Annotated in this window: 14 protein-coding genes and 1 pseudogene; 11 read left to right on the top strand and 4 right to left on the bottom strand. The window is 46.6% G+C overall.

Annotated features, from left to right (window positions below):
• The first annotated feature begins 196 nt into the window (after positions 1 to 196).
• The 4 genes from QUB44_RS12180 to mdh all read left to right on the top strand — a co-directional run bounded on the left by QUB44_RS12180 (position 197) and on the right by mdh (position 3,008).
• The gene (locus QUB44_RS12180; protein ID WP_333367300.1) at positions 197 to 577 is read left to right on the top strand and encodes a photosystem I reaction center subunit IV; all 381 of its coding nucleotides are present in this window, start codon (positions 197 to 199) and stop codon (positions 575 to 577) included.
• 2 nt (positions 578 to 579) lie between these two features.
• Entirely contained in the window at positions 580 to 1,542 is a 963-nt protein-coding gene (locus QUB44_RS12175) for a DNA-formamidopyrimidine glycosylase (protein ID WP_333367296.1), read from the top strand.
• 187 nt (positions 1,543 to 1,729) lie between these two features.
• Positions 1,730 to 1,945: an NAD(P)H-quinone oxidoreductase subunit O gene (locus tag QUB44_RS12170; RefSeq protein WP_015178120.1), complete on the top strand. Its 216-nt coding sequence runs from the start codon at positions 1,730 to 1,732 to the stop codon at positions 1,943 to 1,945.
• A gap of 109 nt (positions 1,946 to 2,054) precedes the next feature.
• The gene (gene mdh, locus QUB44_RS12165; RefSeq protein WP_333367293.1) at positions 2,055 to 3,008 is read left to right on the top strand and encodes a malate dehydrogenase; all 954 of its coding nucleotides are present in this window, start codon (positions 2,055 to 2,057) and stop codon (positions 3,006 to 3,008) included.
• Between the two features lie 19 nt (positions 3,009 to 3,027).
• Here mdh and QUB44_RS12160 read toward each other — a convergent pair whose 3' ends face one another.
• Entirely contained in the window at positions 3,028 to 3,153 is a 126-nt protein-coding gene (locus tag QUB44_RS12160) for a hypothetical protein (protein ID WP_333367289.1), read from the bottom strand.
• Positions 3,154 to 4,425: 1,272 nt separating this feature from the next.
• Here QUB44_RS12160 and QUB44_RS12155 point away from each other — a divergent pair.
• The 3 genes and pseudogenes from QUB44_RS12155 to QUB44_RS12145 all read left to right on the top strand — a co-directional run.
• Positions 4,426 to 8,985, top strand: a complete 4,560-nt coding sequence (locus tag QUB44_RS12155) for a PAS domain S-box protein (RefSeq protein WP_333367286.1) — start codon at positions 4,426 to 4,428, stop codon at positions 8,983 to 8,985.
• 170 nt (positions 8,986 to 9,155) lie between these two features.
• Positions 9,156 to 9,437, top strand: a complete 282-nt coding sequence (locus QUB44_RS12150) for a DUF433 domain-containing protein (protein ID WP_333367283.1) — start codon at positions 9,156 to 9,158, stop codon at positions 9,435 to 9,437.
• 38 nt (positions 9,438 to 9,475) lie between these two features.
• A pseudogene (locus tag QUB44_RS12145) lies at positions 9,476 to 9,781 on the top strand (DUF5615 family PIN-like protein); the annotation flags it as partial.
• 50 nt (positions 9,782 to 9,831) lie between these two features.
• Here QUB44_RS12145 and QUB44_RS12140 read toward each other — a convergent pair.
• Positions 9,832 to 13,944 carry an EAL domain-containing protein gene (locus tag QUB44_RS12140; RefSeq protein ID WP_333367280.1) on the bottom strand — a complete coding sequence of 1,371 codons (4,113 nt, stop codon included), beginning with the start codon at positions 13,942 to 13,944 and terminating at the stop codon, positions 9,832 to 9,834.
• A 748-nt stretch (positions 13,945 to 14,692) separates the two neighbouring features.
• Here QUB44_RS12140 and acnB point away from each other — a divergent pair.
• The 4 genes from acnB (at position 14,693) to QUB44_RS12120 (ending at position 18,763) form a co-directional block, all read left to right on the top strand.
• Positions 14,693 to 17,308, top strand: a complete 2,616-nt coding sequence (acnB, locus tag QUB44_RS12135; RefSeq protein ID WP_333367278.1) for a bifunctional aconitate hydratase 2/2-methylisocitrate dehydratase — start codon at positions 14,693 to 14,695, stop codon at positions 17,306 to 17,308.
• A 159-nt stretch (positions 17,309 to 17,467) separates the two neighbouring features.
• Complete coding sequence (locus QUB44_RS12130; RefSeq protein ID WP_333367275.1) at positions 17,468 to 17,824, top strand: hypothetical protein; 357 nt, start codon at positions 17,468 to 17,470, stop codon at positions 17,822 to 17,824.
• A gap of 9 nt (positions 17,825 to 17,833) precedes the next feature.
• Positions 17,834 to 18,289, top strand: coding sequence for a nucleic acid-binding protein (locus QUB44_RS12125; protein WP_333367272.1), 456 nt, complete (start codon positions 17,834 to 17,836; stop codon positions 18,287 to 18,289).
• A gap of 93 nt (positions 18,290 to 18,382) precedes the next feature.
• Positions 18,383 to 18,763 (top strand): cupin domain-containing protein, encoded by a 381-nt coding sequence (locus QUB44_RS12120; RefSeq protein WP_445299894.1) that lies wholly within the window; start codon positions 18,383 to 18,385, stop codon positions 18,761 to 18,763.
• A 196-nt stretch (positions 18,764 to 18,959) separates the two neighbouring features.
• On the opposite strand, the gene QUB44_RS12115 is transcribed toward QUB44_RS12120, so the two are convergent.
• The gene (locus QUB44_RS12115) at positions 18,960 to 19,619 is read right to left on the bottom strand and encodes a pentapeptide repeat-containing protein (protein ID WP_333367270.1); all 660 of its coding nucleotides are present in this window, start codon (positions 19,617 to 19,619) and stop codon (positions 18,960 to 18,962) included.
• A gap of 160 nt (positions 19,620 to 19,779) precedes the next feature.
• On the bottom strand, positions 19,780 to 21,429 hold the full coding sequence (locus QUB44_RS12110) for an ABC transporter substrate-binding protein (RefSeq protein ID WP_333165732.1): 1,650 nt from the start codon (positions 21,427 to 21,429) through the stop codon (positions 19,780 to 19,782).
• Between the last annotated feature and the right edge of the window lie 2 nt (positions 21,430 to 21,431).

Below are 21,431 nucleotides of genomic sequence, written 5' to 3'. Positions count from 1 at the left end.
GACGGATAATGTGAGTTTATTTATTTTGCAACGGCAGCGATCGCCCTACCAAAGTATTTACTTTTCTTTACAAACCGCAGACAAAAAACGGCGCGCGAGGTAAAAATTCCGTTGCAGACTTTAAATGCGCCGCGCGATCGACTAGAGTAAAAAAAATGGCTTGATCCGTTTATTCATCGCAAAGGAAAAAAAGCTCATGGTTCAACGCGGTTCTACAGTCCGGATTCTCCGCAAAGAATCCTACTGGTATCAAGAAGTGGGCACCGTTGCTACGGTAGACCAAAGCGGCATTAAATACCCAGTTATCGTTCGCTTTAACAACGTAAATTATGCAGGCGTCAACACCAACAACTTCGCCCAAAGCGAATTAGTGGAAGTAGCAGCACCCAAAGCAAAAGCGAAAACAGGGACTCCAGTAGCTTCCGGCGGCAAACAAACCACGGTAGACCAGAAAACCCGGAAAACCGGCAGCGGAGGAGCCCCCCAGCAGCCGAAAACTTCGACGGACAGCAAACCCGGTGCCGAAGTTCCGGGCAGCGCCGAAGGTTCGCCAAATCAAGGAACAGAACAACGCTAATTGTGCCAGAACTGCCAGAAGTTGAAACTATTTGCCGGGGTTTGAATCAAGCAACCCTCGATCGAGAAATGTTGGGCGGGGACGTGTTGTTAAACAGCACGATCGCCCGCTCAATCTCTGCGACCGATTTTTTGACACAACTCAAAGGAAAGTCGATCGCCCGCTGGTACAGACGCGGCAAATATCTACTGGCAGAACTATCTCAATTCCCAGAAGGAGAAAGGGAAAGGGGGAGAGAGGGAGAGGGGGAGAGGGGGAGAGTGGGAGAATTTCTTGCCCAAACTCCAAACTCTTCCCGAACGCCTTCTTTCTCCCCCTCCCTTTTGCCTTCAAAAGCCGGCTGGCTGGGCGTTCACCTGCGGATGACCGGACAACTGCTGTGGGTGAACAGATCCGAACCCCTGCAAAAACACGCGCGAGTGCGGCTATTCTTTGAGGGAAACCAAGAATTGCGCTTTGTAGACCAGCGCACCTTCGGGCAAATGTGGTACGTGCCGGCAGAAACCGAGGTTTCCAGCACTGTCATCGGTCTGAAACTCTTAGGCCCCGAACCGTTTTCAGACGAGTTTACAACAGAATATTTGACCCGCAAGCTGCATCGGCGGGCGCGACCAATTAAAACAGCTTTGCTAGACCAGTCACTGATAGCTGGTTTGGGCAATATTTACGCAGACGAAACTTTGTTTTTGTCGGGAGTGATGCCCACAACTCTGTGCGCGGATTTGACCGCAGAGCAAATTGGACGCATCCATACAGCTATTATTCAAGTTTTACAGAAGGCGATCGCATCCGGCGGCACCACTTTTAGCAATTTTCTCAACGTCCAAGGTGTCAACGGCAACTACGGCGGCGTCGCTTGGGTGTACAATCGCGCTGGTCAGCCCTGTCGCACTTGCTCCGCAACCATCGAACGTATAAAATTAGCAGGGCGATCGACTCATTTTTGCCCCATTTGTCAGACATAGGAAGCAGTCAATGGATTTTAGGCTTTAGATTTTAGATTGTAGATTTACCCCACGAATCACACCCCTTTATTCCTTAGTCCGCGTAGGCGGACTTCGTTTGTTTAGTAGCGATTTCAATCGACGAGTGACTTTCAAGCCAAATCTAGATTAAAATTTGTATAGTTTTTTAAACTAAACAAAGCAAGTTATGGCAATCAAAAAAGGCAGTATAGTTCGCGCTGTACGCGAAAAATTGGAAAACAGTCTAGAAGCCAAAGCCAGCGACCAGCGCTTTTCCTCGTATATATTTGAAACAAAGGGCGAAGTGATGGATGTTCGCGGCGACTATGCCTTCGTCAAATTTGGCAAAGTTCCCACCCCGAATATTTGGCTGCGGGTAGACCAACTCGAAGATTTTAAGTAACTCACCAAAACTAAACATCACTGTTCTTAATGTAGCGAAGGGTGCACACCGCGCACCTTTCCCCAATTAAGCTGATTACTAAAATCTAAAATCTAAAATCTAAAATCCAATGAATTCTCCATCAAACCGCGTATCAATTATTGGTGCAGGCAAAGTCGGTAGTACGTTAGCCCAGCGAATTGCTGAGAAAAATCTGGCAGATGTAGTATTGCTAGATATTGTGGAGGGTTGGCCGCAGGGCGTTGCTTTGGATTTGATGGAAGCTAGGGGAGTGGAACGCCACGATCGCCAAATTGTTGGTACAAATGATTATACAGATACGGCAAACTCAAATATCATAGTAATTGCCGCCGGAGTGCCCCGCAAACCCGGTATTAATCGCGAAGATTTAATTAAAATCAATGCTCGAATTGTCACCGAAGCCTCAAAACAGGCGATCGAGCATTCTCCCGAAGCAATCTTAATCGTCATCACCAATCCCCTAGATATCATGACTTATTTAGCTTGGGAAGCTGCCGATGTGCCAAAACACCGAGTCATGGGTATGGGGGGAGTTCTCGACTCCGCCCGCTTTCAAACTTTTATTGCCATGGAATTGGGCGTTTCAAATGCTGAAATCAATGCAACTGTCATCGGTTCTCACGGCGATTTAATGGTTCCTTTGCCCCGCTATTCCACTGTCAACGGTATTCCCATCAATCAACTTATGGATGCTGGGGCGATTGATCGACTCGTACAGCGGACTCGCCACGGCGGCGCAGAAATTGTCGAATTGATGAAGACTGGTAGTGCTTATTTTGCACCCGCATCTTCTGCCTGTTTGATGGTAGAATCTATTTTATTTAATCAGTCGCGACTCTTGCCTTGCTGCGTTTATTTGCACGGCGAATACGGCGTGCAAGATATCTTTTTAGGAGTACCCTGCCGCTTGGGATATCAGGGAGTAGAACAAATAGTGGAACTCGAACTCAGCGATACCGAAAGAGCAGCCTTTATCGAGTCAGGCAAATTGGTTGCCGAAAATATTGAGGAAGCAAAGGCGATACTGAAAACTGCTTCTTAAGCTTGTAGCAGTTCCTTGATCATAGCAGCCGATCGCTCGTCGCTTCAATATAATAATTTATACTGAGTATGACAGTGCGATCGCTCTGTCGGAAGTTGGCTTCTAGGATTTCAACCGCGCTTTGATAAAAAATATCAGTGTTCATGCTTGTTAGGCTGTATTTCACAAGCCGAAAAATGGCTGCAAGGAACCGATCTATAAACATAAAATTTACTCTCAAAAATTTGGTAAAAATGCAAAAACTGGCAAAAGCAGTTGAACTTGGTATGCGCGACAATACCATCAGAGTTTCTCTATAAATTCAAGCAAAAATCTGGCATCTTTTCTTTACTACTAAACCAACAGCAGAAGCAGTCGGTTTTGGCTGATCTCTCACTCGCGATATTATTGCCGAACCACAGGCTGGCACTTTAAAGGTAGAAAGGGAAATGCGAGTTTCTACGGAATTTATCATTACTTCGCCCAAACTTTAATCCTCGCGATCCCCATTTCTATTGATCGAGCTTGAAATACCTTTACTTTAGCCAAAAATGTGATACCCTAAATATTTGTATTATCTAAAATTTTTATACTTGTCAAAAATCGGGCAAAAAGTCTCCGCGCGTGCGTTCGCGAAGCGTTCCCGAAGGGTAGCTATCCCGAACTCGCGTGCGAACCCGTTGCGGTAGCGATAGCCCTTGAGTTGAACCAATTTAACTATAGCCTGCAACTACCTCAACTCTTTTACGGAAAACTAACCTCTGATTGGGTGAAGTTTAATCAGTTTAAAAAATTCAATCCATCGCATAAAATAATGAGAATGCCAGGAAAACTATCTCAAAGTTTGGCTTGCCATAAAGGCTGTATAAAATCTAATTTAGGATCGATAAATCTAGAATTAATGAAAAGTATAGAAAAGGCGATCGCGTAAATTTAAACAAATTTTAAGAGAGGCGAGCTCAACAGGATATTCGATCGCAAAACCAAGGAAACCATAGAGCGAGTTTGCGGTAATAATAAAAAGGTGACAATTGCAACCGAAGGCGAGCAGAAAAAATGTCAAAATTAGTCAGGGCGCTCCTCCCGATCGCGAAATGGAACCGGGTTTCTTGTTTCTACTTTGGGAGTTTCCCTAGCTTAATTACGTTAAACAACCGGGTTTATGTGTAAGTTTTGTTAGCATTATTCTCCATAATTGAAAATTGATGAAGTAGCAAATTATGCCCCTTTTTCAGTAAATATACGGCAGCTAAGATAGTCCATTGACTTTTCAATCTAGAAAAAATACGGAAATGCAGCCTGAGTAGATGCTAAGTGCTAGCAGAAGGGGGAGAATAGGTTCTTTGCCCTTTTAAGTTACCAGGCTCAACTTGCAGAACACTATTGAGAGGCCATCAACCTCGATACCAAAACGCAAAATAACTAAATAAAAAGCATTATGTTTCATGAATACCTGTATCACGAAGTCAACAACCTGCGCGAGAAGCTAGCTCACCTAGAAAGAGAAACGCAGTCTCAAACCTGGTTCAAAAAGCTGCAAGCGCTGATGGGTGTTATTAACAAAATTCGTGAATCCCTAGACTTAGAAACAATATTCAAAATCACAGCCACCGAAGTCCGGCAACTCCTAAATGCCGATCGAGTCGCCGTCTATCGCTTCTTTCCCGAATCCGAATGTAATGAGGGCGAAGTAGTTTCCGAAGACGTACTGCCCCAATACAGCCCATCTTTGGGAGCAAGAGTCCGCGACTACTGCTTCGGCGAACAATTTGCCGCCAACTATGCCAAAGGATACGTTCAAGCAGTCACGGACATCTACAAAGCTCGGTTGAGCCCTTGTCACCTCAAAATCCTCAAGCGGTTTCAAATTCGAGCCAACTTAGTCGTACCGCTGCTGCAAGGGAAACATTTGTGGGGATTGCTGTGCATTCACTCCTGCGGTCAACCCCGCCAGTGGCAAGAAGACGAAATCGAATTTGCCAGACAAGTAGGCGACCATTTAGCAGTTGCCATCTACCAAGCCGAACTGCACTTGCAAACCCAGAGGCAAATAGCACAAATCGAATCCACGCAGCAGAAACTCCGCGACAGCGAGCAAAAATATCACCAAATTCTCGATTCGATCGCCGATATGGTATTAGTCAAAGGCCCCCAATCGAAAATCGTCTGGGCAAATCAAGCATTCCGCGACTATTACGGCATGACTCAAGAGGAACTTCAAGACATCGTAGACGCACCTTTCGCCAATCCCGACAATACTCTCCAGTACGTCAGAGATGACGCCTTCGTATTTGACACCGGACACACTCTGCAAATTTCCGAAGAACCGGTGACGCGCTACGACGGAGAAGTGCGGCTGTTCAGCACCGTCAAAACACCGATCCGCAATCAAGACGGCCAAGTTACAATGACTGTCGGCGTGTCTCGCGACATGACGGAACGCAAACAAGCAGAAGAAGCGGTCAAAGCCAGCGAAACCAAATACCGCAGCCTGGTAGAAACCTCCCAAGACATGATTTGGTCGGTCGATGCTTCAGGATGCTACACCTTCGTCAACCCAGCAGTTAAGTACATCTACGGTTACGAACCAGAAGAAATGATCGGTCGGCCGTTCTCCGACTTTGTGACACCAGAACAAAGCCAGAAAGATTTAGAAGTTTTCGCCCGCCTAGTGGCCGGAGAATCAATTTTCCAGTACGAAACCACGCAAATCGCCAAAGACGGCAGCATGAAACATTTGATGTTTAACGCGATCGCCCTCTACGACGAAACCGGAAACTGCCTCGGCACCACCGGTACAGCCACCGACATTACCGATCGCAAGCGCGCAGAAGCAGCCTTGCAACACGCCAACGCAGAACTAGAGCGCAGAGTAGAAGCACGCACGGCAGAACTGCGCCAGACTTTTGCCGCCCTCACGGCCAGCGAAGCCCGGTTCCGGACGATCGCAGCCACCATGCCCGGAGCTTTGTTCCAGTTTTGCAGCAGCCAGGGAGTGTGGAGAGTTGACTATATGAGCGATCGTATCGAAGATATCACGGGCGTTACAGCAGCAGAAATGACGCGAGACTTAAATACATTTATTTCTCGAATCCACCCCGAAGACTTGGAAGCCCACCTCGCTTCCGTCAACGAAGCCGTAGAAAACCTCTCTCCCTGGCACTATGAAGGGCGGTTAGTCAAGCCCGACGGTGAGATTCGCTGGTGGCAGGGCGACTCCATGCCCACCCGCAGCGAGAACGGCGAAATTGTATTTTGCGGTGTCCTGCTCGACATTACCGATCGAAAAGTTGCCGAAACCGCCATCCGCGAGAGCCAGCGGCAGCTAAAAGAAGCCCAGAGAGTCGCCCACGTCGGCAATTGGGAATTCTACCCAGCTACGAATACCGTCACTTGGTCGGAAGAACTCTTCCGCATCTACGGACTCGAACCCGCTGCGGCAGCGCCCAGCGTAGAGCAGCAAATCTCTTTGTACCATCCAGAAGATGTGGAATTGTGGCAAAGGCAAATACAGCAGAGCCTTGAATTCGGCATTCCCTACGATTTTGACTACCGCTTTTACCGTCCCGACGGCACCTTGCGATACCTGAACGCCGTGGGCAAAGCCGAAACCGATGCGAACGGCAAGGTGGTAAAACTGTTCGGTACGGCGCTCGACATTACCGATCGCAAAGCCGCCGAAGCAGCACTACGGCAAGCAGCAGTCGAGTTAGAAGACAGAGTGAGCGATCGCACGGCCGAACTTTCCCAAGCAGTCACGCAATTAGAACAAGAAATTGGCGATCGCAAACAGGCAGAAGCAGCGCTGCAAGTTTCCGAGCAAAACTTGCGAACAATCTTTAACAATGTCTACGATGCTATCTTGATTCACGATTTAGAAGGAAATATTCTCGATTTCAATAATCGAATGTTAGAAATGTACGGAGTTAGCCCAGAACAAGCAACAAAATTATCAATTAAAAAGGACTATTCAAGTGGTGACAATCCCATTGAACAAATGGGAGAACTTTGGGAAAGAGTATTAGCCGGCGAAACAGGTCGCGTGGAATGGAAAGCCAGGCGTCCCAAAGACGGTTCAACTTTTGATGCAGAAATTGCCCTGTCCAAAATTAATCTCAACGGCAATCTCAGCATCATTGCCAACGTCCGAGATATTAGCGATCGCAAACAGGCAGAAGCAGAACTCCAACAGGCTCAACAGTTTATGGAATCAGTTCTCAACACCATACCCGTAGGAGTATTTGCCAAAGAAGCAGAAGACTTGCGATTTGTACTGTGGAACCCGGCGGCCCAAGAGTTGCTCGGTTTCAGTGCAGTAGAAGTTAGGGGCAAAAATGATTATGACTTTTTCCCCAGAGAACAAGCCGACTTTTTCACCGCCAAAGACCGGGAAGCGCTAGCGGGCGGGCAAATTGTAGACATTCCCGAAGAACTGATTCAAACAAGAGAAGGCGATACTCGCATATTTCATACAAAGAAAACCGCAATACTCGATGCTGATGGCAAACCGCAATATCTATTAGCTGTCACCGAAGACATTACCGATCGCAAGCGGGGAGAAATTGCCTTGAGGCAATCGTCAGCCCGACTCAGACAGCAGGCAGAGCGAGAAAAATTGCTCAACAACCTCACTACTCAAATTCGCAATTCCCTCGATTTCGACAGCATTATTGCTGTCGCCGTCCAAGAAATTAGGGCTTTCATGCAGATAGATCGGTGCTATTTTTCCTGGTACCGCAGCGAACAAGAAGAGGCTTTTTGGGAAATTATTCAAGAATCTCGCAGAATAGAACTTCCCAATTTAATAGGTTGCTATAAAGCTTCTGCTTTCGGCACTATAGGAGAACAGATGTTGCGTCTAGAAACGCTGCAAATCGATGATGTCGGATCGCTCGCAGACCCTGTTTGGAGAAGGTCTCTTAACTCTCTAGGCTACCAATCTGTGTTGGCAATTCCGATGCAGGCACTTTCGGGAGTAGTGAGTGTTGTTACCTGCTCCCACTCTGCTGCTGTGCGACCCTGGAGTGAGGGCGAAGTAGAATTATTGCAAGCGGTTACAGTTCAATTGGCGATCGCTCTCAACCAAGCCGATCTTTACGCCCAAACTCGCAATAAAGCTCTCGAATTAGAACAAACATTGCAGAAATTAACCAGCACTCAATCGCAGTTAATTCAAAATGAAAAAATGTCAAGTCTCGGTCAACTTGTGGCAGGAGTCGCCCACGAAATCAACAACCCAGTTAATTTTATTTACGGCAATCTGAGCCACGCCAACGACTATACCCAAGACTTGCTGCACCTGATCGAACTTTACCAAAACCACTATCCCGATCCAGTCCAGGAAATTCAAGAAGAAGTAGACAATATTGAACTCGAATTTCTGATGAAAGACTTGCCAAAGTTGCTTTCTTCAATGAAAGTCGGTGCAGACAGAATTCAACAAATTGTTGCTTCTCTCCGCACATTTTCTCGCATGGACGAAGCTGAAAAGAAAGCAGTCAACATACACGACGGCATAGATAGCACCCTGATGATTTTGCAGCATCGGCTCAAAGCTAAACACAATCATCCCGAAATTGAGGTGATTAAAGAATACGCTCAACTGCCCTTAGTAGAATGTTATGCCGGACAGTTAAATCAAGTATTTATGAACATCTTGAGCAATGCTTTGGATGCTTTGGAAGAACGGGATATGCGCCGTTCTGCTGAGGAAATGCGGCAAAAGCCCAGCAGCATCCGCATCCGCACTGAAATATCGCCAGCGGGCAAAGTAATCATTCGGATTTCTGACAACGGGCCGGGCATACCGGAGACTGTCGGCACTCGGCTTTTTGACCCGTTTTTTACCACTAAACCTGTGGGTAAAGGCACTGGGATGGGCTTGTCAATTAGCTATCAAATTGTTACAGACAGACACAACGGGTCGCTGAAATGCACTTCTTCGCCGGGACAGGGTACAGAATTGGCGATCGAGATTCCCCTCAAAGCTAATTGTTAATGGGGCATCGGCAAAACAGGGACGCAAAAACCCGGTTTATTAACGTAATTGCGTCATTTTAGGTTGAGGACGATCGCCAGAAACCGGGTTTTTGAGGTAGAAGCGTGCGATCGCGAACTAATTGAGCTAAAATATTTATGGATTCTCCAAAATAGAGAAATCAAACTAATATGGTTCAATCAACAGAACACTGTCACATTGTCAGGAATGATGAAATTCTGAGTGGTGAACCGATTATCAAGGGTACTCGAACTCCGGTGCGGGCGATCGTGGAGATGTGGCGTATTGGAGTTTCGCCAGAAGAGATTCCTCATCGTTTGCCACACCTCACCCTAGCGCAAGTATTTGATGCCTTGAGCTACTATCTAGATTGCCAAGCAGAAATTAACAAGTATATTGAACTTAACCGCATTCCCGATGAGTTAATCGATCCGCGAGTCAAAGATCGATGAGTGAAATTTTTATTCATGTCTATTGAGATGAAGATGTCGATGTGCTTGTAGCTAGCTTGCTACATTCTCGCGGTTTTGAAGCAACAACTGCCAAACAAGCAGGGCAACTCGGAAAAACAGATGTCGAGCAGTTGGAGTATCCTATTAGCCAAAAAGCAGCTATTCTCACCCACAATCGAAATGATTTTGAAGCGCTTGCTCAAGAATATTTCAGTCGGGAGGGAAAACATTACGGAATTATCATTGCAGTCCGGCATCCGTATGGGAAAATTGTGGGTAGGCTGGTTTCAATCCTCAATACCACAACAGCCGACGAAATGGAAAACCAAATTCTTTACATTTAAGCTGAAGTTCCCCCGCAGAGGAACTTCAAAAAATATGAAACTTTTATAAATCAATCGATTTTTGTAAGCATTTCAGTAATAGCATCACTGTCCAAAGGTTTAGAAAACCAATATCCCTGAGCTAATTCGCAGTCTAGTTCTCTAAGCTGTGCTAACTGTTCGGCTGTCTCTACACCTTCGGCGATCGCATTTAATCCCAAATTGTGAGCCAAAGTTACGATCGCCCGCACAATCTGCAAAGGCTGACCCCCGTCGTCACCGTTTTCGACAGCCCCCAAGCGGCTCACAAAAGATCGATCGATCTTCAGTGTATCCAGCGGAAAACGGTGCAAGTAACTTAAAGACGAATAGCCAGTACCGAAATCGTCGATCGACAATCGAATATTTCTACCTTTTAATTCGGCTAGCACAATATTGGCTTTCTTGACATTTTCCACGATCGCGCTTTCAGTAATCTCCAATTTTAAACAGCTCGGATCGCAGCCTGTTTCTGCTAAAATTTCATCGATTTCATCGATTAAATTCGGGAAACCTAACTGTTTAGGAGAAAGATTGACGCTCATTGTTAATTGCGAAGGAGCAATAATTGGTAATTTAAAATTCGGAATTGATACCGGGGAAGCTGTACTGAACGTAGCCGAAGTATTGGTAATTGGGAATTGGGAATTGGTAATAGAGGAGTGGAAATCGCTAATCGGGAATTGGTAACTAGGAATTGGTAATTTTTTACCGATTCTTTCTTCCCTGTGACCAATACTGGGGCTACGCTCAGTAAAAGTTCCGTGTTCCTCATGCCCTGTATCTGTTACATCAGTTAAATCCTCTACATTGCCCGTTGCCCTCTTCTCTGTTGTTACCCTGAGCGAAGTCGAAGCGTCTTCTTCCTTCTTGTTACGCTGAGCGAGTTGCCCTGAGTGCAGCCGAAAGGAGTCGAAGGGTCTTGTTCCGACTTCCATTGGACTTCTTCCCTGTTCCTCGGTTAACATTTCTTGCCAAATCCGCAATTGCTGACAAGCTTCCCGCAACACCCAGGCTCCCAGAGGCACGATCAAACCTGTTTCTTCAGCTACAGGGATAAAAGTAGACGGCGGAACTAAACCCCGAACTGGGTGGTGCCAGCGCACCAAGGCCTCAAAACCTTCGAGCGCACCGCTGGCGATCGAAACAATCGGTTGGTAGTGCACAATAAAGTGCGAACATTGATCCTTGCTCTCTCCTAATTCCTCCTTGCCCAAAATAGCCAACCGCAGGTCAGTTTCTAACTGCAACAGCGACATAGTTTGGTCGTGCATCGCCAAATTAAACACTTCGTGGCGGGCCTTACCCAAAGCTTTAGCGCGGTACATAGCGATGTCAGCATCGCGTAGGAATTCTTCCGGGTGAGTGTACTGATTCGATTCGCCACTGGCGGGGGCTTCGCTTCGACTGAAAACAATGCCAATGCTAGCGGTGGTAAATACTTCGTGCCCTTCGAGATGAAACGGCTTCGTCAGTTCTTTTTGTATCTTTTTAGCTGCGAGGGTGGCGTCGCTGAGGCTCTGAATGTGGTCTAGCAGGATGGTGAATTCGTCTCCCCCCAGCCGGGCGACGGTATCAGAAACCCGGACGCAGGTTTGCAGTCGCTGGGCGAGGGCGATTAGCAGTTTGTCTCCTAAAACGTGTCCTAAAGAATCATTAACTACTTTGAAGCGGTCTAAATCGAGGAAAAGTAAACCAAATTTGTAATCCGGGGACTGATTGGCTCGGCGGATGGCTTGTCCTAGCCTGTCTAGGAACAAAACGCGGTTGGGCAAACCTGTCAGCGCATCGTGAAAAGCGCCGTGCAGCAGTTCCCGTTCTACTCGCTTGCGCTCGGTGACATCTCGGATAATAATCTGGGCGGCGGTTGAGCCTTGATAAGTAGCGGGGATGCCGACAACTTCAACGTCTATTATTTGTCCATCGAACCGAATCAGTTTTTGTTCGGCAAGGTCGAGCGGCTGATTTTCTGTCTCGACTAGCCGGATGCGCTCTTTGGCAGTTTCCACATAGTTTGGATGGACGAAATGCAATATGGGAAAGCCGATTAGCGCATCGGGAGAGTTCGCACCGAGGAGTTTTGCGCCGGCAGCATTGATGTAGGCGATTTTCCCTTGACTGTGAACGGCGATAGCTTCGGGAGATAGTTCTACTAAACGGCGATAGCGTTCTTCACTTTCTTTGAGAGATACTATCAACTCGCATCGCTCTTTTTCAGCCTGCTGGCGTTCGACTTCCATTTGGTGAACCGCCAGAATTTTGCCAATACTTTGAGCCATCAATTCTATGATTTCTATTTCTTCGTACTTAAATTTTCTTTTCTTTATTTCTGGCGAACTAAAACTCAAAGTTCCGTAGGTTTTATTGTTGACAAATATCGGCGTTCCGATGTAAGATTCTGATTTGCAGCTTTGATAAGCTGGATGTTCGCGCATCTCTATGTCTGCTCCTATATGAGAATACGAAACTGTTTTATTGAGTTTAATGACTGCGGCGCAGTAAGTATCGCTGAGGTTCAATTCTAAGCCTCGCACGAAGTATCCTAAATCAGTTTTCGCTGCCTGCACAATAAAAGTTTCGCTCTCAACTTCAGCCATGATCCCTATAGAAAGTCCAAACATCAAACAGCCTGCTGTTAGATAATCGTCAACCAGCTCTTCAAAGTTTTGATAATGATAAGTTGTAATCCGATGCAAGTGTTTTAGATTAGCGCTAAACGCTGCTAAAGCTTGAGAATTTAAAAATAATTCTTCTTCCGAGCGCTGGCGGTCGGTAATGTCTGTTTGTACTCCAATAAAGTGAGTTAAGTGTCGCCGCGAGTTGTAAATCGGAGCGATCGACAGTTCGTGCCAAAAAGGGGTGCCGTCTTTCCGAAAGTTGCGTAATATAACTTGAGATTCTCTGCCTTCTTCAATCGCAATTCGCAATTGTCTGGCAGCGGGGCTGTCAGTGTCTGTGCCCTGCAAAAATCGGCAATTTTTGCCCATTAACTCGTCTCTGCTATAACCCGTAATCCGCTCAAAACTCGGATTGACATAAATAATCGGATTATCTGCAACTGTCGCGTCGGTGATTGCAATGCCGTTGCTGCAACTTTCGATCGCCCGTTCCATCATTTGTAAGCGCTCTTGCGATATAATTCGCTCGATCGCCGCAGCTAACACGTTGGCGATCGCTTCGACAAAATAAACGTCATCTTGACTGAAAACCCGCTCTTGGCTGGTATGAACCCCCAAAATGCCCCAGGCCGGCGAGGATGAACTGTTGGCTGGTTCTGCTTGTCCCCAATTGCTCCCCAGCCCCCGATTGCCGGGAATGATGACAGTAAGGCCGCTGACAGCCCGGTGGTTGTGCAGGAGCGGCAACTCGCTAAAGCGCGTTTCCACCCGCAAATCTTCGACGATTGTCGGTTCGCCCACTAGCAATGTGTAACCTGCTTGCGATCGGGCAGAAGCGGCAACAGTAGCGCTGCCGACGAGGCCCGGCTGCCAGCCAACCCCCGCTCGCAGCAGAAAAGCATGACCAGAGGGCAACAGTTCTAACACCTGGCAATAATCAACGTCCAGGGTTTGAGCAATTAAAACCGCAGCTTTGTCCATCAGTGCAGACAAATCTGTTTCGGCCAGGGCCTGCTGCCCCAAGTAAGCGACGGCCGCTTGCTGGCGGGCCCGCGAGTGGATTGAGGTGAGCAATTCCTGCTCCTTCGCGGCCGCTCGCTTCCGATCAGTAATGTCGCTGAACACTGACAGAACAGCTTTCCCTGACACCAATGTCAGATACCGCATCGATACACTTGCCCAAAAAAGCGTACCGTCAGCTTTTTTAAGCCTGACTTCTGTCTCGCGGACGTGTTCGTTGCGGGCGAGCCACAACAGCAATTCCTGGCGCTCTGCAGGGTTGTGGTAGAGCATTTCGGCTTTTTGGTGCTCGATCGACTTGAATCCTGTGAACCCGAAAGCCTGACGGCCTAAATCGTTACTATAAAGAATTGTGCCGTCCGCCAGACTGCTGACGATCAGTGGCATTGGCATCGAGTTGCCGATCGTCAGCAGTAATTCTTTGGTTCCTTGCAACTCTTTGTACAAGTCTGGCTTGGAGGCCCAGCCGTGACAGTTTTCAGAGTTTTCAGGGATAAAACTTTCCATTGTTTAATCGATCCATTAGCAGGACAACTTTTTTAAACTTGTGGTAAATGACGATTTCAGAGGCAGAGCATGGGTAACAACTGAAGACTTAATTTCATTTGTCAATCAGTAAGATTACTCAAAAAAACTGCTTTTCTAGGAGTAAAAAATTCGGGATTTGGGAGTGGGTCAGCATAAATATCCCTCTTTTGTCAGTTTCGGCAGAAAATAATCTGGGATGGTTATATCATAAGACTTTTACCAAAAACCTTTATTTCAGCCATTCTGTTAGAAAATAAATGCTCAAATCCTTGATTTATCTACAGTTGAAAATTTGGTTCTCATTTTTATTTTCCCAGAGTCACAAAAGAAGGATATGGTGCTCGGCATCATTGCTTGATCGCGCCCATCTGAGTTTTGTAACCAAAATCCGAGTAAATTCTGAGCATAATTGCTCATTGACAAATGCTTCCATAACTTTAGTTGTCAGGGATGGATGCAGAGGACGATCGACAGTAGCCCACAACACATTAATCTTAACCAGAACTATGCAACTGAAGGCCCCTAAACTGCTCGGCTGAAGTTTGATACACTTCTCTCCCGTTAAAGGCCACATCTGTCTTTGGTATGACAATCTACTGTTTTTAAAGTTGCGTTAAGTTTTTATAAGAGCGAGGTACTTTACCAAATGTGCAGCGGAAGCTCCTAATCTAAAAAGTAAAGTCACCTACTTGCCAACCACCGAATACTATCCGAGGAGAGAGGAGAAATGCTTGAATCTTACCGCCGCACTGCTGCCGAACGAGCCGCTTTGGGAATTCCACCGCTGCCGCTAGACGCCCAGCAAACGTCGGAACTGTGTGAACTGCTGAAAAATCCGCCGGCACAAGAAGAAGAAACCTTAATAGAATTATTGCGCGATCGCGTCCCACCCGGAGTAGACAGCGCCGCCTACGTCAAAGCTGGTTTTTTAACCGGCATTGCTAAAGGCGAAATCCACAGCCCTCTAATTGCTCCCAAATGGGCAGTTTACCTGCTGGGTACAATGATGGGCGGTTACAACGTCCAATCTTTAATCGATTTGCTCAATCCTACTGCCGAAATTGCCATTCCCGCCACCGCCGCCCGGGCACTGAGCAAAACGTTGTTAGTATTCGACGCTTTCCACGACGTTATAGCTTTGTCTGATAGTAATCCCTACGCCAAGCAGGTAGTCGATTCTTGGGCGGATGCCGAGTGGTTTACAGGTCGTCCTGTGTTGCCAGAAGTGATTACCGTTACAGTCTTCAAAGTTCCTGGAGAAACCAATACTGACGACTTATCGCCTGCACCTCATGCTACCACGCGGCCGGACATTCCCCTACACGCTTTGGCGATGCTCGAAAGTAAGATGCCTGGGGCTTTGCAAACCATTGCAGATTTGAAGCAAAAAGGTCATCCCGTAGCCTATGTTGGTGATGTTGTCGGTACCGGTTCGTCACGGAAATCGGCGATTAATTCCGTACTCTGGCACATTGGCAATGATATTCCGTTTGTGCCGAACAAGCGCAGCGGCGGTTATATTTTAGGAAGTGCGATCGCCCCGATTTTCTTCAATACCGCTGAAGATTCCGGCGCTTTGCCGATCGAATGTGATGTCTCCAAAATGGAAACAGGAATGGTAATTACCATCCATCCCTACAAAGGCGAAATCACCAACGAAGCCGGAGAAATCATCTCCACATTCACTCTCAAACCCGACACAATTCTAGACGAAGTTCGCGCAGGTGGCCGAATTCCGCTATTAATTGGACGAACTTTAACCGACAAAACCCGCGCAGCTTTGGGGCTAGAACCTAGCACTATTTTTACCCGCCCTACAATCCCAGTAGATACCGGCAAAGGCTTCACTTTAGCACAAAAAATGGTAGGCAAAGCTTGCGGTTTGTCCGGCGTTCGTCCCGGTACATCTTGCGAACCAGTCATGACAACAGTCGGCTCGCAAGATACTACCGGGCCGATGACTCGGGACGAATTAAAAGAACTTGCTTGTTTGGGATTTAGCGCTGATTTGGTAATTCAAAGTTTCTGCCACACGGCCGCTTATCCCAAACCAGTTGATGTCAAAACTCACCATGAATTGCCCGATTTCATGGCAGAGCGCGCCGGCATAGCTTTGCGCCCCGGAGACGGTATTATTCACTCCTGGCTGAATCGAATGTTATTGCCGGATACAGTGGGAACCGGCGGCGATTCTCACACTCGTTTTCCTTTGGGAATTTCCTTTCCTGCTGGTTCGGGATTGGTGGCATTTGCTGCGGCTTTGGGCGTCATGCCTTTGGATATGCCGGAATCGGTATTAGTGCGGTTTAAAGGTGAATTGCAGCCGGGAGTAACGCTGCGGGATGTTGTGAATGCAATTCCCTATGTAGCAATTCAAAAAGGTTTGCTGACAGTCTCGAAACAGAATAAGAAAAACATCTTTTCTGGGCGGATTATGGAGATTGAAGGTTTGCCCGATTTGAAGGTTGAGCAGGCTTTTGAATTGACCGATGCGACGGCCGAGCGTTCTTGCGCCGGATGCACGATTAAATTGAGCGTGGAGACTGTTTCTGAGTACATTCGCTCCAATGTCGCGCTGCTGAAAAACATGGTGGCGCGGGGCTATCAAGATGCACGGACGATGATGCGCCGGGTGGCGAAGATGGAGGAATGGCTGGCTAATCCGGTGCTGTTAGAGGCTGATGCTGACGCGGAATATGTCGAAATCATCGAAATCGATCTGAACGAGATTAAAGAGCCAATTGTGGCTGCTCCGAATGACCCGGATAATGTTAAGTTGTTGAGTGAGGTTGCGGGCGATCGGGTTGACGAAGTATTTGTCGGTTCTTGCATGACAAATATCGGTCACTATCGCGCCACTGCAAAGGTGTTGGAAGGTGCAGGAGAAGTCAAAACTCGCCTGTGGATTTGTCCGCCAACTCGCATGGACGAACAGCAACTCAAAGAAGAAGGTTATTACAGCATTTTTGGAGCCGCTGGAGCGCGTACAGAAATGCCCGGTTGCAGTCTGTGTATGGGCAATCAAGCGCGGGTTAAAGATGCGACAACGGTGTTTTCAACTTCTACTCGCAACTTTAACAACCGCATGGGCAAAGACGCGCAAGTTTATCTCGGTTCGGCGGAATTGGCTGCCGTTTGTTCGCTGTTAGGTCGCATTCCTACAGTCCAAGAATACAATGACATTGTGTCGAAGAGAATCGATCCTTTTGCTGGTGATTTGTATCGGTATTTGAATTTCGATCAAATTGCTGGTTTTGAGGATGAAGGCAGAGTGATTGCTTTGGAAGATATGCCTCGCATTGAGGATATTTTGGGCATTCCCGATGGTGTATTGAGCAAGTAAAAAGTGTGGCGGGCGATCGCCCGCCTTTTGTTTATAATAGGAGTAGGGGTTCACGCCTGCATCTCTAATTCACATCCAGGATATTGATCGACCCGCCCCCATCCCCTTTTCGTAAGTCTATCGAATTTCATATAAATCTGAGAAAGGAGAAAAGTGATTATGCCTGAGCAAGCTTTAATTAGCGAAAGCCAAGCGACAGCAACTTCAGCGCCAGAAACTCGCAGAGGTGAAGAAATTGTAGATTTTTTGCGGGAGATTCAGCAAACTCCGAGAGAATATTGGCCAAACTTACTTCAGATGATTCGGCTATTTCGCTCCACAGTAACAATGAAGCCAGAAACCCCCGATACTTCTATAAAAGCTACAGACGAAATTAAGACCATCGATCCCGTACAGCAGCACGAAGCTCTGAGCAAATTGCTACAGTCTTGGGTTGACGATGGAGATGAACAGGAGCAAACAGAAACCGCTGAAGTTCTCCGCAAGGCACTAGAAGAAAACCCCGTGCATATATAAGAGCATTCCATGAGCAGAATAGTGTTGTTAGATTCTGGGCCTTTAGGAATTGTTACAAATCCCAAAGCCACCTCTCCTTTATATCAAGAGGGCAAACTTTGGCTGCAATCTTTGCCACAGAAAGGTTACATTGTAATGCTCCCTGAAATTGCTGACTATGAGGTGAGGCGTGAATTAATTCGTGCAGGTAAGGCGACAGGTATTAGACGACTTGATGAACTTAAATCGCAAATCCCCTACCGTCCTTTGACTACAGAAGTAATGCTTTTGGCCGCTCAGTTGTGGGCTGACGCGAGAATGAGAGGAAGACCAACCGCAGAAGCCAATGCACTTGACGGGGATGTGATTTTGGCGGCTCAAGCAATATTGGAGGCAAGTGAAGGCAATGAGGTGGTAATTGCTACAACAAATGTGGGGCATTTGTCTCAATTTGTGGATGCTCGTGAATGGCGACTAATTCAGTAATTTTTAAATCGATCGCACTTACGCACTTAGCCAATCCCTGCTATACTTTGAACTACAGATATTTTGACAGACACCGTTGGCGAGATAAACAGGATGGTGGAAACAGTGGACACAATCGAAAAAATTGACGATCGCACACAAACCCGGTTTTGGGGTAAAGTTACAGTTATAGACGCGGGCGATCGTTATAAGATCAATCGCATTGAAGTCAAACCGGGGCATCACATCAGCACCCAAATGCACTATCACCGCAGCGAGCACTGGGTTGTCGTCTCCGGTACCGCTAAAGTTATCTGCGACGACAAAGAGACGATTCTCATGCAGAAACAGTCAACCTACGTTCCCATGAATACTGCTCACCGCGTAGAAAATCCAGGCGTTATTCCCCTGGTGATGATTGAAATCCAAAATGGTGAATACCTCGGCGATGATGACATTATCCGCTTCGCCCAAGATGCTCACGAGGCAGATTGATCCTAGATCCAAATATGAAACAATCGCAGACGCTAAGGAAAAGCTTCGCACACCGAACAATCATCTACGCTACGCAGCGACCGGAAACAAGATAAGTCTTACAATTAAAAATTTAGGGGCAATTTCATAATTGCCCCTACCTTATTATACTAACTTTGTTAAGCACCAGAATTTGATATAGCAATTGGCGATCATCCTACGGCAAAGAAGCGTTTTTCAAATCTACATTTGCCATATTGGCATTCTTTAAATTAGCACCTGTCAAGTCCGAACCGTTCAAATTTGCACCGTTCAAATTTGCATTAGTCAAATTTGCATCCCGCAAGTTGACTCCCTGTACGTCTATTTCCGACAAACTGCCACCTTTGAGGCTGACATTAGCTAAATTCGCTACAGACTGGCGAGCATTTCTCAGGTTTGCACCCGCCAAATTGGCGCTTTCTAAATTAGCGCCGATTAAATTAGCACTGGTGAGGTTGGTATTTTTCAAACTCGCAATCACTAAACCCGCCAAACTCAGATTAGCGCGGCTCAAATCAGCACTCTCCAAATTAGCCCCGTGCATTTTAGCCGCAATTAAACTTGCACCTTGCAATTTAGCTTGTTTCAGATTTGCTTCATTCAGTTTGGCTTCGTTCAAATTTGCACCGTTCAGGTTCGCACCGCTCAGGTTCGCACCGCTCAAATCTGCGCCAGTCAAATCAGTACCAGCAAGCTGCGCTCCTGTCAAGTCACATTGGCTACATTTTTTAGTTTCTAATAATTGCTTGACGTGCGATACGTTTTCTGCCTTTACTCCCGAGGCACAACCGATCGCAATCAGCAGCCCTGTTGTTGTTAAAATTCCAAGTTTCATATACCCACCCTTAGCAATATCTCTCTTTAATAATATCGCACATTATTAAAGAGGGTTGGGTGATCAGTCTCTTTGATAAACTGTGACAATCATCACCCTATTGTGTACATAATATGCAATAATTATTGACGTTTCACCTCCTGGAAATTCTTGTAAAGAATTATTGCTTTTTCAGGAACCAAAAAGGAAAAGATTGCGTCGGTTCGAGACGGACGCCGGTAATGCTGTTCTGAGCAAACGTATAGTCCTTATCTTGCCAAAGAGGGATGAAAGGTACATCTTGACCCAGTATGTCTTGAATTTCGCCAAATAGGGCTTTGCGGGTTTCAGGGTTTGTTTCTTTGCGCTCCTTGTCGATCAGTTGATTTACCCGATCGCTATAATAAAACGAACCCTGACCTTGACTTTGACCTTTGGAGCAGCCCTCAGCCTCGGAACCTGTCGCACAATCTAAAAACGGGTGAATGTAATTGTCAGCGTCAAAAAAGTCCGCAGACCAATCCACTAAAACCGCAGGATAAATTCCCTTCTCTATGTTTTGAAACAAAGTCGGAGATTCCACGCTGTTAATTTCTACCTTCATTATCCCGTCCATTTTGAGTTTAGCTTGCGCCTCCATCATACTCACCACTAAAGCTCGTTTTGTGGAAGATGAAGCATACCAAATTGGCAGAACGAAAGGATTGGTGGCCGAGTACCCCGCTTTCGTTAAAAGTTCCTTAGCCTTTGTCGTGTTGGCATCACCGTAGAGTTCTTTAAAAACCGGTTTTTGAACGTCGAAGTTTGTGGGAATCAGACTGTAAAGCGGTTGTGCTTGTCCCCGCAGTACGCGCTCGTTAATCACCGGGCGATCCATCACTGCTGCGATAGCCTGTCTGACTTCTAACTTGTCCAGCGGTTTAGACTTGGTATTCAGCGTTATGTAATTAACCGTACTGCTTTCCCCCGCGATTTCCTGCCATTTCCCTTTTTTTGCTCCCTCGTCCAAGCTTTGAACTTGGTCTGCATCCATAGACAAATAAGCCACATCAACTGCACCAGTCTGAAAAGTATTGAACAAATTTGACGAACTAGAAAGCAGCAAAATGTCAATTCCTTGATTAACCGGCTTTTCCCCCCAATACTTGTCAAACACGTCAAACTTGACAGAATCGCTGCCGTACTTCGCCAGCTTGTAACGTCCAGTTCCCACAAACGTATCGGGTTTAAATTTACCCTGTCCAATCTCGTATGCTTTCGGAGAAACAGCACACATACCGGAAAATGTCAACAGGGAAGGAAAAGCAGAAAAAGGCTTTTTGAGTTGAAAAGTTAATTCGTATTCGCCCGTGGCTTTTACCGATTCTACTGCATCGCTCAACAACATAGCCGGACTGCCACCATTTTTGATAAACCGCTGCAAGGAAAATTCCATTGCGGCGGCGTTAAACGGTGTGTCGTCGTGAAAAATAACGCCTTGACGCAAGGGGATTGTATATGTCAATCCGTCTTGGCTAACTTTTGGCATTGCTGTCGCTAAGTGGGGGATTAACTCTGTAGTTCCCGACTTGTAAGTGTAGAGAGTGTCGCCCAAATTTCGCAGCAATTGTCCTGATAAGGTTTCGTAACCGTCCGCAGGGTCGATCGTCCGTAATTTCAAGGTTGTGCCAATAGTAACGCGGTTATTAGCATTTTCGCCGCTCGCAGTGACCGATGGACGTGTTCTTTGTCCACAACTTGCAGTTAACAAGCAGCACATAAAGAACAGAGCTATTGCTTTAATCACTGAAGGTTTTATACGTATTCTAGGCTGGTGCTTGTTAATTCCCATCG

The organism is Microcoleus sp. AT3-D2, assembly GCF_036705715.1.
In the GTDB taxonomy this organism is placed as follows: Bacteria; Cyanobacteriota; Cyanobacteriia; order Cyanobacteriales; family Microcoleaceae; genus Microcoleus.
This window is presented reverse-complemented; position numbering and strand designations above follow the sequence as displayed.

What these genes read in the sequence shown, in the direction of transcription:
- QUB44_RS12180 (WP_333367300.1), top strand. Translation starts at nt 197, where the DNA reads ATGGTTCAACGCGGTTCTACAGTCCGGATTCTCCGCAAAGAATCCTAC.
- QUB44_RS12170 (WP_015178120.1), top strand. Translation starts at nt 1,730, where the DNA reads ATGGCAATCAAAAAAGGCAGTATAGTTCGCGCTGTACGCGAAAAATTG.
- mdh (WP_333367293.1), top strand. Translation starts at nt 2,055, where the DNA reads ATGAATTCTCCATCAAACCGCGTATCAATTATTGGTGCAGGCAAAGTC.
- QUB44_RS12160 (WP_333367289.1), bottom strand. Translation starts at nt 3,153, where the DNA reads ATGAACACTGATATTTTTTATCAAAGCGCGGTTGAAATCCTAGAAGCC.
- QUB44_RS12155 (WP_333367286.1), top strand. Translation starts at nt 4,426, where the DNA reads ATGTTTCATGAATACCTGTATCACGAAGTCAACAACCTGCGCGAGAAG.
- QUB44_RS12150 (WP_333367283.1), top strand. Translation starts at nt 9,156, where the DNA reads ATGGTTCAATCAACAGAACACTGTCACATTGTCAGGAATGATGAAATT.
- QUB44_RS12140 (WP_333367280.1), bottom strand. Translation starts at nt 13,944, where the DNA reads ATGGAAAGTTTTATCCCTGAAAACTCTGAAAACTGTCACGGCTGGGCC.
- acnB (WP_333367278.1), top strand. Translation starts at nt 14,693, where the DNA reads ATGCTTGAATCTTACCGCCGCACTGCTGCCGAACGAGCCGCTTTGGGA.
- QUB44_RS12130 (WP_333367275.1), top strand. Translation starts at nt 17,468, where the DNA reads ATGCCTGAGCAAGCTTTAATTAGCGAAAGCCAAGCGACAGCAACTTCA.
- QUB44_RS12125 (WP_333367272.1), top strand. Translation starts at nt 17,834, where the DNA reads ATGAGCAGAATAGTGTTGTTAGATTCTGGGCCTTTAGGAATTGTTACA.
- QUB44_RS12120 (WP_445299894.1), top strand. Translation starts at nt 18,383, where the DNA reads ATGGTGGAAACAGTGGACACAATCGAAAAAATTGACGATCGCACACAA.
- QUB44_RS12115 (WP_333367270.1), bottom strand. Translation starts at nt 19,619, where the DNA reads ATGAAACTTGGAATTTTAACAACAACAGGGCTGCTGATTGCGATCGGT.
- QUB44_RS12110 (WP_333165732.1), bottom strand. Translation starts at nt 21,429, where the DNA reads ATGGGAATTAACAAGCACCAGCCTAGAATACGTATAAAACCTTCAGTG.